Below are 14,585 nucleotides of genomic sequence, written 5' to 3'. Positions count from 1 at the left end.
GAAAACAGTGATGAAATTGTGTTATGACGTGCTCGTTATCGGCGGAGGACATGCCGGATGCGAGGCCGCCACAGCGTCTGCACGCATGGGAGCCAAGACGTGCCTGGTAACCATGGACATGAACAAGATAGGGCAGATGAGCTGCAACCCCGCCATTGGGGGTATTGCCAAAGGACAAATTGTACGCGAAATCGACGCGTTGGGCGGACAAATGGGGCTTGTTACTGACGCCACGGCCATTCAGTTCCGCATGCTCAACAAGGGCAAAGGACCAGCCGTCTGGTCTCCCCGGGCCCAGTGCGACCGCGGCAAGTTCATCTGGGAATGGCGTCGCGCACTCGACCGCACGCCCAATCTCGACCTCTGGCAGGACCAAGCCGAGGAGCTGCTGGTGGAAAACGGCGAGGCCGTGGGCGTGCGCACCATCTGGGGCGTAGAGCTACGGGCCAAGAGTGTAGTCGTCACTGCCGGCACGTTTCTGAACGGATTGTTGCACATTGGCCGCCGCCAATATCCGGGTGGACGCTGTGCCGAGCCCGCCGTAACAGGGCTCACGGAGTCGATTACACGCTGGGGCATCCGTGTGTCACGCATGAAAACTGGGACGCCCGTGCGTCTGGACAAGCGCACCATCCACTTCGAGGACACCGAAGAACAGCCCGGCGAGCACGACTTCCACCAGTTCAGCTACCTGCGGTCGCAGCACGCGCTGAAGTCCCTACCCTGCTGGACCTGCTACACCACCCCCGAGGCACACGACATTCTGCGTGCCGACATCGCAAATTCTCCCCTTTTCAACGGTCAAATACAGTCCACTGGGCCTCGTTATTGCCCGTCTATTGAGACCAAACTCGTCACCTTTCCGGACAAAGAACAACACCCCCTCTTCATTGAACCAGAGGGCGAAGACACCAACGAAATGTACTTAAACGGCTTCTCCTCGTCCATGCCGATGGAGACACAGCTCCGTGCTCTGCGCCAGATACCCGCCTTGCGCGACGTAAAAATCTACCGGCCGGGCTACGCCATCGAGTACGATTACTTCGACCCTACGCAGCTCAAGCACTCGCTCGAGTCGAAGATCGTGGGCGGACTCTTCCTTGCAGGCCAAGTGAACGGCACCACGGGCTACGAGGAAGCCGGCGGACAGGGAACCGTTGCAGGCATCAACGCCGCCCTGTACTGCGCGGGTAGCAAACCCTTTGTAATGAAGCGCGACGAGAGCTATATCGGTGTTCTCATCGACGATCTCACGACCAAGGGAGTGGACGAACCCTACCGCATGTTCACCTCCCGAGCCGAATACCGTATCCTGTTACGGCAGGACGATGCCGATGCCCGTCTCACCGAGACCGCCTATCGCCTTGGACTGGCCCAGCGCGACCGTTACGACTGGTGGATGCAAAAGAAGCAATCCATCGAAAGAATCGTCCAATTCTGCAATGAGACCGCAGTGAAACCCTCCGAAATCAACGGCGCACTCGAAGCCTTGGGTACCACCCCACTCCGCGTGAGCTGCAAAATAGCCGACCTGATTGGCCGTCCACAAATCACGATGAATGCGCTCGCAGACATCATTCCAGGGCTCAGAGCTGTGATGAATGCGCCCGAGAACCGCAAGGAGGAGATTTGCGAGGGAGCTGAAATCCGGATTAAATATAAAGGATATATCGAGCGGGAAAAGATGGTGGCCGACAAAATGCACCGTCTTGAAGACATCCAAATCAAAGGCCGCTTCCGTTACAGCGAGCTCAAGGAGATAAGCACCGAAGGGCGCCAAAAGCTGGAACGCATCGACCCCGACACCTTGGCACAGGCGAGCCGCATACCGGGCGTTTCGCCGAGTGACATCAATGTACTGCTGATTTTGCTGGGCAGATAACGCCGACAGCAAGTGCAACACACACCGTATCATGTTCCACACCAAACAAACAACAACCATTCTCCAAACCAAGAAGCGGCGTATGCGAAACGAGCAGCTGCAGCACAGGGTGCAAGCTGCGATTTAACGTCAATCGCTGCGCCGTTTCACGTGAAACGACAACCCAAATAAGCAACTGAACAACAACCTATTAGATATTCAAGTAAAACGCAAAAGATGAACAATGAGATTCTGTTGGCCAATCTGAGAAGCATTCCAGACTGGCCCATCAAGGGAGTGAACTTCAGAGATGTGACCACACTCTTCAAGACACCAGAGTGTGTCAAGATTCTGAGCGACGAGCTCTTCGACCTCTACAAAGACAAAGGCATCACCAAAATAGTGGGTATAGAGAGCCGCGGCTTCGTGATGAGCTCGGCCCTTGCCTACCTCCTGGGGGCAGGAATCGTGCTTTGCCGCAAGCCCGGCAAGCTGCCTTGCCAGACCGTGCAGGAGAGTTACGCCAAGGAATACGGCATCGACACCATCGAAATACACAAGGATGCCATCAACGAAAACGACGTAGTGCTGCTCCATGACGACCTGCTTGCCACGGGCGGAACGATGAAAGCCGCCTGCGATCTCGTGCGCAAGTTCCACCCAAAGAAGATTTATTGCAACTTCTTGATCGAGCTGAACAGCGAGTTTTCCCATGCCCGCGACACGTTCGACAAGGACATTGAAATTACGAGTCTGCTGAAATTCTAAGACGCGCAAGCAAGACTCAAGAAGCCGCAAGGGCGGGGTTCATGCGGCTCCGCCCTTGCTTCGTTTCACGTGAAACGCGTCAACGGCGAAACACCAGTATATAAACGGGAAGACAAAAGATGACAAAGGAAGAAAACGAAAAGCGTCTGGCCTATCTGAAGAACATTGTACAGAGCATGCCCGAACTGCCGGGCAGCTATCAATTCTACGATGACGAGCACACGATTATCTATGTGGGCAAGGCCAAGAAACTGAAGAGCCGGGTGTCTACATACTTTCATAAAGAGGTGGACAGGTTCAAGACGAAGGTGCTCGTGAGTAAAATCAGAGACATTTCCTACACTGTAGTCAACACCGAAGAGGACGCATTGCTGCTTGAGAACTCGCTCATCAAGAAGTACAACCCGCGTTACAACGTGCTGTTGAAAGACGGAAAGACCTACCCCAGCATCTGTATCACCAACGAATACTTCCCCCGCATCTTCCGCACGAGGCATATCAACAAGAAGACCGGCACGTATTTCGGTCCCTTTCCACATGTCTCTGCCATGGCCAACGTGCTGGAACTCATCGCCAAAGTGTTCAAACCGCGCAGCTGTCGGCAGCCCATCACCCGCGAGGGCGTGGCCGAACACCGCTACAAGCCCTGCCTGGAGTACCACATTCACAACTGCGACGGCTGCTGTGTGGGCAAGCAGAGCTACGAGGACTATCAGGAGAACATGCGGCAGGCACGCGAGGTTCTCAAGGGCAACACCCGTCAACTGAGCGACTGGCTCTACCAGCGCATGATGGCAAATGCCAAGATTATGAAGTTCGAGGAGGCCGAACGATTGAAGCAACGCTACCTAATGCTTGAGGATTTCGTGTCGAAAAGCGAGGTGGTGAGCCACACCATACAGGACGTGGACGTGTTCACCATCACCGATGACGGCCTGCGCAAGAACGCGTTTATCAACTACATACACGTGAAGAACGGCACCATCAACCAGAGTTTCACCTACGAATACAAACGCAAACTGGACGAAAGCGACGAAGACCTGCTCATACAGGCCATACCGGAGATACGCAACCGCTTCCAAAGTCGGGCAAAAGAGATCATCGTTCCCTTTGAGATGGAGTGGAAAATCAAGGATGCAGACTTCTTCGTGCCCCAGCGCGGCGACAAGAAACACCTGCTGGAACTGTCGCTCATGAACGGCAAGCAGTACAGGTTTGACCGGCTGAAACAGACAGAAAAACTGAATCCAGAGCAGAAGCAGACCCGCCTGATGAAGGAGCTGCAAGCCAAGCTGCGACTGCCCAAAATGCCTTATCAGATAGAGTGTTTCGACAATTCCAACATCTCGGGCACCGATGCCGTGGCCGGTTGCATCGTCTACAAAGGCATGAAACCCTCGCGCAAGGACTACCGCAAATACAACATCAAGACCGTTACAGGCCCCGACGACTATGCGTCGATGCAGGAGGTGGTGAGGCGGCGATACAGCCGAATGATGGAAGAGGGCACGCCGCTGCCCGACCTTATCATCACCGACGGCGGCCGGGGACAGATGGATGTGGTGCGCGAGGTGGTGGAGGGCGAGCTCGGCCTCCAGATTCCCATTGCCGGACTGGCCAAGGACGACCGCCACCGCACCAACGAACTGCTCTACGGCTGGCCGCCGCAGACGGTGGGCGTGGACGTGAAAAGCGAGCTTTTCCACGTGCTCACGCAGATTCAGGACGAGGTGCACCGCTATGCCATCACCTTTCATCGCGACAAGCGCTCCAAGCATGCGCTCCACTCTGCGCTGGACGACATTAAAGGTATAGGCCCAGTAACCAGAGACATGCTCCTAAAGCACTTTAAATCAGTGAGAAACATTAAGGGTGCAGCTGTCGAGGAAATTGCTACCATTATCGGCCCGTCGAAGGCCCAAATCGTCTTTGATTTCTTCCGTAGAGAGGAAGAAAAGGAGGCGAACAACGAGGCGAAGAAACACGATGAGGCGGGGATAGAGGCACCAATAGGCCAGGATAGGAGGATATAGGAGGGGATAAGGAGGCGAACAACGAGGCGAAGAAGCACGATGAGGCGGGGATAGAGGCACCAATAGGCCAGGATAGGAGAATATAGGAGGGGGATAAGGAGGCGAACAACGAGGCGGAGAAGCATGATGAGGAGGAAACAGAGGCACCAATAGGCCAGGATAGGAAGATATAGGAGGAGATAAGGAGGCAAAAAACAGAGGCGAAGAAGCACGATGAGGAGGAAACAGAGGCACCAATAGGCCGGGATAGGAGGATATAGGAGGGGATAAGGAGGCGAACAACCGAGGCAAAGAAGCACGATGAGGAGGGGACAGAGGCACCAATAGGCCGGGATAGGAGGATATAGGAGGGGGATAAGGAGGATATAGGCCAGAGAAAGGAGCTGCCGAAGACGGAAGTACGACTTGGGGAACAGTGGCAATGGTATCGGCACAAGGGCGCAAACGCATCCTATTTGCAGCGCAAACGCCACACAATTGCAGCGTAAACGCAGGGTGATTACGGTGTAATCGCCCCGCGTTTACGCCGTATTCATAGGGCGATTACGCCGTTATCACAACACGATAAATCCATGGCCATGAGAGGATTACCCACACGCGGCATGGCCCCGACAAAGGGTTTCGCCATAGGGGGCCGGCCTCCGAGCCGGCCATCATCCCCCACCATCACCAACAAACCGCGCGCACAGCCCCTCCATTTCTCCCCCATGGCATCAAGAACACCGCAGGAACGCGGAATTTACACGCTTATTGTTGGCCCATTCAAGGCTTTTCACTATCTTTGTGGGGCATTATCTCCAAAACGAATATGAGAATCGTCATCCAGCGCGTCAGCAGCGCTTCCGTCGCCATCGACGGCCACACGAAGTCGGCCATCGGGCCGGGCTACCTCATTCTGCTGGGCATTGAGGCCGCCGACACCGAGGACGACGCGCAGTGGCTCGTGCGCAAGGTGGTGGGGCTACGTGTCTTCGACGACGCCGAGGGCGTGATGAACCGCAGCATCATGGACGTGGGCGGCGACATTCTCGTGGTGTCGCAGTTCACCCTCATGGCCAGCTACAAGAAAGGCAACCGCCCCAGCTGGCTCAAAGCCGCGCCCCATGCCCTCTCCATCCCCCTTTACCGGCGGTTCTGTCAGCTGCTCTCCGAGGCGCTGGGCAAGCCCGTGGGCACCGGCGAGTTTGGGGCCATGATGGAGGTGGCACTCGTGAACGACGGGCCCGTGACCATCTGCATGGACACGAAGAACAAGGAGTGAGAGACCGCGAAACCTATATTCGGAGACTGTACCATGACTATTAAAGAAGCACAAGACGCTGTAGACCAATGGATTAAGACCACTGGCGTGCGTTATTTCTCGGAGCTGACCAACATGGCTGTGCTCACGGAGGAGGTGGGCGAACTGGCCCGCGTGATGGCGCGACGCTATGGCGACCAGAGCTTCAAGCCCGGCGAGACCGACAATCTGGGCGAGGAGATGGCCGATGTGCTGTGGGTGCTCTGCTGTCTGGCCAACCAAACGGGCGTGGACCTCACCGAAGAGCTGCGCAAGAGCTTCGAGAAAAAGACCCGCCGCGACGCCACCCGGCACAAGGAAAACCCGAAGCTGCAGGGCTGACGACGGCCCACAGTATGGAAGAAACAGCGTAATCAACTAATAATCAACGATATGAACCAGAATTCATTAACTCCCAAGCGCGAGTCCAAGACGCTGAACATCATCGTCTTGGGCCTGACCATTATGGGCCTTGCATGGTTTGTCTACTATCTCTTCGCCCAGTACCACGACATGGCCGACCCATGGCAACAGGCTGCTGCACTGACACTTGTCATGCCCCTCGCGCTGAAAACCATCTGGCCGCTACTGCGTCAAGGCGCGTGGAAAGACAGGCATCTCTACATGAATCTGCTGCTCATCGCGCTATGGATTTGGAGCATCCGCGAGGCCTGCGTCTAAAACAGCACACGGCAGGTAGCAAGGTGGGCAAAGCCCCTACCCCACGGCCTCCGCAACACGAAAGTAAATACAAATAATAACGAACCCATCAATTCTTATGGCTTACACAAAAGACATTGAACCCAACACCGGCGCGGGCAGCCTGAAAGCCCAGGTAGAAGCCCAGCGCAACGGCAACACACAGCCTACAAACAAGTATGAAGCAGCACTGGCCAAGTACAACTGCAACGTGGACGAGGCCCAGGTGGCCGAGGCACTGAAGCGGCTCATCGCCGAGAAAGTGCCCGCGAACGACACCGTCGAGGTGAAGAAATTCCTCTTCGGCAGCGTGGAACTCACCTCGTTGAGCACGGCCGACTACGACCTGAAAATCATGGAGATGGTGCAAAAGGTCAACCGTTTCGACTCCGCCTACCCCGACCTGCCCCACGTGGCCACCATCTGCGTGTATCCAAACTTCGCCGAAGCCGTGAAAGACACGCTCGAGGTGGAGGGCGTTGAAATAGCCGTCGTATCGGGCAGTTTCCCTTCGTCTCAGACGTTTATCGAGGTCAAGGTGGCCGAGACCGCACTGGCCATCAAGGATGGAGCCACAAACGTGGACATCGTGATGCCCGTGGGCAAGTTCCTCTGCGGCGACTACGAGGGTGCGTGCGACGAAATCAGCGAGCTGAAACAGGCCTGCGGCGACGTGCCTATGAAGGTAATTCTCGAGAATTGTCTGCTCGGAAGCCTCTCCAACGTGAAACGGGCGTCGCTGCTCTCCATGTATGCGGGCGCCGATTATATCAAGACTTCCACCGGCAAAGACAAGGGCGGGGCCACGCCGCAGGACGTCTACGTGATGTGCCAGGCCATCAAGGAGTACTACGACAAGACGGGTATCCAGGTGGGTCTGAAGCCGGCCGGCGGCATCAACACCGTGATGGATGCCGTGATCTACTACACGATTGTCAAGGAAGTTCTCGGTGAGCAATGGCTCACCAACCAATGGTTCCGCCTGGGAACCAGCCGTCTCACCAACCTGCTGCTCAGTGAAATCACGGGCGAGGAGGTGAAATTCTTCTAAGAAAGAGCCTCCGGCTTACTTGTCGCGCTCTATCACATAGTCGAGGTACGCCCTGAGACTGGTCTTCACCGCCTCATCGCGTACCTCGTTTTCGATGAAGACCATGGCGTCGGCATGGAAGTCCCACATGCGCCTGTCGGCGTATTCTATGCCGCCGTTGGCCTTGGTGAAAGCCACCAGCCGGGCTATTTCGTCGGCTGTCACCGTGCCCATCCTCACCTTTTGGGCCAGCTGCATCATCTGTTCGTCGCCCGTGGCGTTGATGGCGCGGATGGCGGGCAGCGTGAGTTTTCCCTCTGCCATGTCGTTGCCCGTGGGCTTGCCTATCTCCGATTTATCGTAATAGTCGAAGATGTCGTCGCGTATCTGGAAGATGATGCCCAGGTTCTGGCCGAAGCGTTTGGCCGCCTGAATGTCGGCCTCGTCGGCCCCGGCCGACAGCGCGCCGATGGCGGCACAGGCCTCGAAAAGGGCTGCCGTCTTCTGTCTGATGACCTGATAGTAGACCGATTCCGACAGTTCGGTGCTCTGAATGTTGGACAGTTGCAGCAGCTCGCCGTTGGAGAGCGTTCGCCCCAGCTCGGCCAAATGGCGCACAATAGTCTCGCTATGTGTGTAGCTCATGTGGAGCAACGAGGTCGAAAGAATATAGTCACCCACGAGTACGGCCACCTTATTGTTGTACTCTGCATTGACCGACCGCTGTCCTCGACGCTCGCTGCTCTCGTCGACCACGTCGTCGTGCACCAGCGATGCCGTGTGCAACAGTTCCAGACCGACGGCGGCATGGAGCGTGACCGGCGAAATCTTGCCGAAATTCTTGGCCATCAACAGGATGAGCATGGGCCTCATCCTTTTACCCTCCTGGCTGCGAATGTGGTCGAGCACCTGGGCCAACAGCCCGTCGGTGTGCGACAACGACCGGTCGAACAGCTCTGTGTAATCGTTCAACTCCGAGGTGATGGGTTGTTTGATGGTGGCTAAATAATCCATGAGCGCATTTAAAATTCGACACAAAATTACGGATTTTATCGGATAATGCACAGGCGATGTGGCAAAAAATTCGTAATTTTACGGGTAAATTCCACAGATTATGAGCAAACTCTTCCTCTTCGATGCCTACGCCATCATCTTCCGTTCGTATTACGCTTTCATCAATCGTCCCACCATCAACTCCAAGGGATTCAACACCTCTGCCGTGCTGGGCTTCTGCAATACGCTGCGCGAAATCATCGACAAAGAGCAGCCCACGCACCTCGGTGTGGCGTTCGACCATGGCAAGACATTCCGCCACGAGGCTTTCCCGGCCTACAAGGCGCAGCGCGACGAAACGCCCGAGGACATCAAGCTCTCCGTGCCTTTCATCCAGGAAATCCTGCACGCCATGCACATCCCCGTGCTCCAGGCCAACGGCTTCGAGGCCGACGACGTGATTGGCACCCTCTCCCGGAAAGCCGGCGAGGCCGGCGTGGAGACCTATATGCTCACTCCCGACAAGGACTATGGCCAGCTCATCAGGCCCAACGTCTACATGTTTCGCCCGCGGCATGGCGGCGGATACGATAAAATCGGCGAAAAAGAGATTCAGGAGAAGTATGGCATCGCCTCGGCTGCACAGGTCATCGACCTGCTGGCCCTCATGGGCGACGCGTCCGACAACTACCCCGGCTGCCCCGGTGTGGGCGAGAAGACGGCCGTGAAACTCATCAACCAGTTTGGCAGTTGCGAGGAGCTCATGGCCCATTCCGACCGGTTAAAGGGCAAGATGCGCGAGAAAGTGGAACAGGCTGCAGACGATATTCGCATGTCAAAATTCCTGGCCACGATACGCACCGACGTGCCCATCGACCTCGACCTCGACGCTTTGCGGCTCTGCGATCCCGACGAGTCGGCCCTACGCGAAGTCTTCGATCGGCTGGAGTTCAAGCGGCTCTCGGATCGATTTCTTAAAAAAACACAAACTGCGTCAACCGTCGTTAACGCGCAGCCCAGCCTGTTTGCCGAATTTCCAACCGACGGTAAAGCCGAGCCCGAAAAATCGAATTTTGAGAGCCTTAAAACCGTGCCCCACGACTATAAACTCATTGAAAGTCAGGCCGAAGCCCATCAACTTTGTGACTTTTTAAGGACAAATAAAATTTTAAGTCTGGATACAGAGACCACGTCGACCAACGCTTTGGAGGCCGAACTCGTGGGATTGAGCTTCGCCGTAAAGGAAAACGAGGCCTTCTACGTGGCCATACCGGCCAGCCGCGAAGAAGCCTTGCAATACGTCAATATCTTCAAATCGCTCTACGAAGACCCCGAAATCCTCAAGGTAGGACAGAACATCAAGTACGACTATGAGGTGCTCAGGCAGTATGGTGTAGACGTTCAAGGCCCCATGTTCGACACGATGTTGGCTCACTATGTACTGCAACCCGAGCTGCATCACAACATGGATTACATGGCCGAAACCCTGCTCAACTACCGCACTGTACACATCGAAGAGCTCATCGGCGCCAAGGGACGGGGCCAGCGCAACATGCGCGACCTCACCCCCCGGCAGGTTTATGAATATGCGTGCGAGGATGCCGACGTCACCCTGCGGCTGAAAAACGTGCTCGAGCCACGCCTTGCTGAGGCCGGCGCCGAGCGGCTGTTCCGGGACATTGAGATGCCGCTCGTCAGGGTGTTGGCCGATATGGAGCTCAACGGCGTGTGCCTCGACACGGCTGCCCTGGCCGCTACACGCCGCAGCTTCACCGAGCGCATGGAGCAGTATGAGCACCATGCCTACGAGCTGGCAGGCAAGTCTTTCAACATCTCCAGCCCCAAACAGGTGGGAGACATCCTCTTCGGCGAAATGAAAATCGTGGAGAAACCCAAGAAGACCAAGACAGGACAGTACGTCACTTCCGAGGAAGTGCTGCAACAATTGCGCGACAAAGCACCCATCGTCGACGACATCTTGAACTACCGTGGACTCAAGAAACTGCTCGGAACTTACGTGGAAGCGCTGCCCAAACTGGTGAATCCACGCACCGGTCGCATCCACACCTCGTTCAATCAAGCCGTTACAGCCACCGGCCGTCTCTCGTCGAGCGACCCCAATTTGCAGAACATTCCCGTGCGCGACGACGACGGCAAGGAGATACGCAAATGCTTCGTTCCCGAGCCCGGCTGCCGTTTCTTTTCGGCCGACTACAGCCAGATCGAACTGCGTATCATGGCCCATCTATCGGGCGATGAGAACATGATCGAGGCCTTTCGCGAGGGTTTCGACATCCATCGGGCCACTGCAGCGAAGATATGGCACAAGGAGATGGCGGCCGTGACCGACGCTCAACGCAAGCAAGCCAAGCAGGCCAACTTCGGCATTATCTATGGCATCACCACCTTCGGACTGGCCCAACGCATGAACATAGGCAACAACGAAGCCCGCCAACTCATCGACGACTACTTCGCTACTTTCCCCAAAGTGCACGCCTACATGGAGCAGGCCAAGGAGCAGGCACGGCAGCACGGCTATGCAGAGACGCTGTTCGGCCGCCGCCGCTACCTGCCCGACATCGTCTCGCGCAATGCCACCGTGCGCGGATTTGCCGAGCGCAACGCCATCAACGCCCCCATCCAAGGCTCCGAGGCCGACATCATCAAGCTGGCTATGATACGCATCTGGCAGCGGTTCAAGGCCGAGGGGCTGCGCTCCAAGATGATTCTCCAGGTGCACGACGAGCTCAACTTCTCGGTCTTTCCCGACGAAGCCGAGCACGTGGAGCGCATCGTCATTGAGGAAATGCAGGGTGTCTGCACCCTCTCCGTGCCTCTCATCGCCGACGCCGGATGGGGCGACAACTGGCTGGAAGCCCACTAAACATCAAACAAAAAAGCACCAACACACTTGCAGGTATAGAGAATTCCGCCTATATTTGCAAGTACAAGAAGAACGAAAAGATGAGAACGACAAATTATACAGACCTTAGAAACAACCTGAAAGGGTATTTCGACAAGGTGGTTGACGACTGCGAGCCCCTGATTGTGCACCGCGGCGATAAGGAGAGCGTGGTGATTATCTCCATGGAGGAGTACAACGCCATCAAGGAAACAGAGTATATCATGCGCTCGCCAAGGATGACAGACATCATTAAGGAGGGCGAAAAAGAGATTGAGCAAGGCCAGGGAAAGCCTGTCGATCTGGACAATTTATGGAAATAATCCTGCTGAAACAAGCCCAAGCCGACCTGGAATATTGGAAGAAGTCGGGTAACAAAGCCATCATGCGACGCATTACCGACCTCCTGAAAGACATCTCCGGGCATCCCTTTACCGGCATTGGCAAGCCCGAACCTCTTAGATTTGGGCTTGCCGGGAAATGGTCGCGGCGTATCAACCACGAGCACCGCATCATCTATTCTGTGGACGAAAGCGGCAGGTTGTACGTCTACGTATTGGCCATGCGATACCACTACGACAAATAAAAACACAAGCACCACCCTGCCCCGCAGCTGTGCCGCAGCTGCGTCTTTCGCTGCGTTTCCCCCGCAAACCTAAGGGTTTGTCCCGCCTTTTTCGTACCTTTGCACACTGGAATATAAACGTTTATCAACAGATATGGCATTAAAATGTGGTATTGTGGGCCTGCCCAACGTAGGCAAGTCCACCTTGTTCAACTGCCTGTCCAGTGCCAAGGCACAGGCAGCCAACTTTCCTTTTTGTACGATAGAGCCCAACCTGGGGGTCATCACCGTGCCCGACGAGCGGCTTGCGCGCCTGGCCGAGATTGTGCATCCGGGCCGCATCGTGCCCGCCACCTGCGAGATTGTCGACATTGCTGGGCTGGTGCGAGGCGCCTCCAAGGGCGAGGGGCTGGGCAACAAGTTCCTGGGCAACATCCGTGAGTGCGACGCCATCATCCACGTCATCCGCTGCTTCGACGACGACAACGTGGTGCGCGAGGGCGGTATGGCCGTAGATCCCATTGCCGACAAGGAAATCATCGACACCGAGCTCCAGCTCAAGGACCTCGAGACCGTGGAGTCGCAGCTGCCCAAGCAGGAGAAAATCGCCGCCACGGGCAACAAGGATGCCAAGGTGCTCGTGGGCGTGCTCAAGGCCTACAAGGCCGCGCTGGCCCAGGGACAGAACGCCCGCAGCGTCGCCTTCGACAGCAAGGAGGAGCAGCAGGCCGCCCGCGACCTCTTCCTGCTCACCACCAAACCCGTGCTCTACGTGTGCAACGTGGACGAGACGGCCGCCCGGGAGGGCAACGCCTACAGCCGCCAGATTGAGGAGATGGCCGCCCGGGAGGGGGCCGAGGCCATGGTCATCGCCGCCAAGACCGAGGAAGACATTGCCTCGCTCGACAGCTACGAGGACAAGCAGCTCTTCCTCGACGAGCTGGGACTGGAGGAGAGCGGCGTGAACCGCCTCATCAAAAAGGCCTACCACCTGCTCAACCTGCAGACCTTTATCACGGCCGGCGAGATGGAGGTGAAGGCCTGGACCTTCCACAAGGGCTGGAAAGCACCGCAGTGTGCCGGCGTCATCCACACCGACTTCGAGAAAGGATTCATCCGCGCCGAGGTCATCAAATACGAGGATTACCTGCAATACGGCTCCGAGAGTGCCGTGCGCGAGGCCGGCAAGCTCGGCATCGAGGGCAAGGAATATGTGGTGCAGGACGGCGACATCATGCACTTCAGGTTCAACGTGTAGGTAGTCTCCCCCGCCTCCCTCCCCAAGGAAAGGGCAACGAAATACCGGGACTGCTCACCAATTTTGAATGCTGAATGCTCAATTTTGAATTGCCAACGATCACAAAACAACGGGGCTTGCAGCTTCATTTTGAATTTTGAATGATGAATTTTGAATTGCTAACGTTCAGGTTAATTTTGAATTTTGAATGATGAATTTTGAATTGTTATACATTGTCTGGAACCCCAGCGAGGTGATATTCCACCTTGGCAGCTTCGGCATACGCTGGTATTCCATGTGCTGGCTTGTGGGTCTGCTGCTGGGCTATCTGCTCATGCGCCGGCTCTACAAGGAGCAGAGCATCGCCGACGAGAAGCTCGACCCCCTCTTTGTCTACATCTTTTTGAGCGTGCTCATCGGTGCGCGGCTAGGCCACTGCCTGTTCTACCAGCCCGACTATTTCCTCTCCTCGTGGACCCACTTCGTGGAGATGCTGCTGCCCATCCACCACATGCCCGACGGCTCTTGGAGGTATGTGGGCTTCGAGGGCCTCGCCTCGCACGGCGGAGTTATCGGTATGATACTGGCCATTCTGCTCTACAGCCGCAACGTCAAGGTGCCCGTGTGGACGGTGCTCGACAATATGGGCGTCTGTTCCTGCATCACGGCCACTTTCATCCGGCTGGGCAACCTCATGAATTCAGAGATTATCGGCAAGGTGACCGACGTGCCCTGGGCCTTCATCTTCGAGCGCGTGGACTCCCATCCGCGCCATCCCGGCCAGCTCTACGAGGCCCTGGCCTACGCCCTCTTCTTCTTCGCCATCTACGCCGTTTACCGTCGCCGGCGCGACCGTGTGGGCACGGGCTACTTCTTCGGGCTCTGCATCACGCTGGTGTTCACCGCCCGCTTCTTCATCGAATACACCAAGGACATCCAGGTAGACTTCGAGTCGGGCATGCCGCTCGACATGGGCCAGCTACTCTCCATCCCGTTCATCGCCATCGGCCTCTACTGCATGTTCGGCCGTAAAGGCATGCGAAAGCTCGGGGCCAAGTAGCCGCCGGCGGCGCATCACGGGCCCTCGCCACCGCCACCGGCGCGCCGTCGCCCCATCATCACGCCGCAATCGCAGGGCCGTTGCGTCGTAATCGCGCTGCCGCTACGCCGTAATCGCGCGGCGTTTACGGCGTCGTCGCAGGGCCATGACGGGGCCGT

Annotated in this window: 13 protein-coding genes; 12 read left to right on the top strand and 1 reads right to left on the bottom strand. The window is 56.5% G+C overall.

The window, feature by feature from the left end:
* Window positions 1–10 precede the first annotated feature (10 nt).
* The 7 genes from mnmG (at window position 11) to deoC (ending at window position 7,691) form a co-directional block, all read left to right on the top strand.
* Entirely contained in the window at window positions 11–1,882 is a 1,872-nt protein-coding gene (gene mnmG / locus L888_RS0111430) for a tRNA uridine-5-carboxymethylaminomethyl(34) synthesis enzyme MnmG (RefSeq protein WP_027952983.1), read from the top strand.
* A gap of 216 nt (window positions 1,883–2,098) precedes the next feature.
* On the top strand, window positions 2,099–2,629 hold the full coding sequence (locus L888_RS0111425; protein WP_005845472.1) for an adenine phosphoribosyltransferase: 531 nt from the start codon (window positions 2,099–2,101) through the stop codon (window positions 2,627–2,629).
* A 119-nt stretch (window positions 2,630–2,748) separates the two neighbouring features.
* Window positions 2,749–4,662 carry an excinuclease ABC subunit UvrC gene (uvrC, locus tag L888_RS0111420; protein WP_027952982.1) on the top strand — a complete coding sequence of 638 codons (1,914 nt, stop codon included), beginning with the start codon at window positions 2,749–2,751 and terminating at the stop codon, window positions 4,660–4,662.
* 808 nt (window positions 4,663–5,470) lie between these two features.
* Entirely contained in the window at window positions 5,471–5,923 is a 453-nt protein-coding gene (gene dtd / locus L888_RS0111415) for a D-aminoacyl-tRNA deacylase (RefSeq protein WP_005845467.1), read from the top strand.
* A 33-nt stretch (window positions 5,924–5,956) separates the two neighbouring features.
* Complete coding sequence (locus L888_RS0111410) at window positions 5,957–6,283, top strand: nucleotide pyrophosphohydrolase (protein ID WP_027952981.1); 327 nt, start codon at window positions 5,957–5,959, stop codon at window positions 6,281–6,283.
* A 51-nt stretch (window positions 6,284–6,334) separates the two neighbouring features.
* Window positions 6,335–6,622: a hypothetical protein gene (locus tag L888_RS0111405; protein ID WP_005845463.1), complete on the top strand. Its 288-nt coding sequence runs from the start codon at window positions 6,335–6,337 to the stop codon at window positions 6,620–6,622.
* A gap of 97 nt (window positions 6,623–6,719) precedes the next feature.
* Window positions 6,720–7,691, top strand: coding sequence for a deoxyribose-phosphate aldolase (deoC, locus tag L888_RS0111400; protein WP_044249342.1), 972 nt, complete (start codon window positions 6,720–6,722; stop codon window positions 7,689–7,691).
* Between the two features lie 15 nt (window positions 7,692–7,706).
* On the opposite strand, the gene L888_RS0111395 is transcribed toward deoC, so the two are convergent.
* Complete coding sequence (locus tag L888_RS0111395; RefSeq protein ID WP_027952979.1) at window positions 7,707–8,684, bottom strand: polyprenyl synthetase family protein; 978 nt, start codon at window positions 8,682–8,684, stop codon at window positions 7,707–7,709.
* A gap of 100 nt (window positions 8,685–8,784) precedes the next feature.
* Between L888_RS0111395 and polA the strand changes: the two genes are divergently transcribed.
* From polA to lgt, 5 genes are all read left to right on the top strand, one after another.
* Window positions 8,785–11,547 (top strand): DNA polymerase I, encoded by a 2,763-nt coding sequence (polA, locus tag L888_RS0111390; RefSeq protein ID WP_027952978.1) that lies wholly within the window; start codon window positions 8,785–8,787, stop codon window positions 11,545–11,547.
* 80 nt (window positions 11,548–11,627) lie between these two features.
* Complete coding sequence (locus tag L888_RS0111385) at window positions 11,628–11,888, top strand: type II toxin-antitoxin system Phd/YefM family antitoxin (RefSeq protein ID WP_027952977.1); 261 nt, start codon at window positions 11,628–11,630, stop codon at window positions 11,886–11,888.
* Entirely contained in the window at window positions 11,879–12,151 is a 273-nt protein-coding gene (locus tag L888_RS0111380; RefSeq protein WP_027952976.1) for a Txe/YoeB family addiction module toxin, read from the top strand. Before L888_RS0111385 ends, L888_RS0111380 begins: the two co-directional genes overlap by 10 nt.
* 133 nt (window positions 12,152–12,284) lie before the next feature.
* Window positions 12,285–13,388, top strand: a complete 1,104-nt coding sequence (ychF, locus tag L888_RS0111375; RefSeq protein WP_005845443.1) for a redox-regulated ATPase YchF — start codon at window positions 12,285–12,287, stop codon at window positions 13,386–13,388.
* A gap of 190 nt (window positions 13,389–13,578) precedes the next feature.
* Window positions 13,579–14,427: a prolipoprotein diacylglyceryl transferase gene (lgt, locus tag L888_RS0111370; protein WP_027952975.1), complete on the top strand. Its 849-nt coding sequence runs from the start codon at window positions 13,579–13,581 to the stop codon at window positions 14,425–14,427.
* The last annotated feature ends 158 nt before the right edge of the window (window positions 14,428–14,585 follow it).

Source organism: Hallella seregens ATCC 51272 (genome assembly GCF_000518545.1).
Lineage (GTDB): Bacteria > Bacteroidota > Bacteroidia > Bacteroidales > Bacteroidaceae > Prevotella > Prevotella seregens.
The sequence above is the reverse complement of the archived record's forward strand: the minus strand, read 5'-3'. Positions and strand labels throughout refer to the sequence as shown.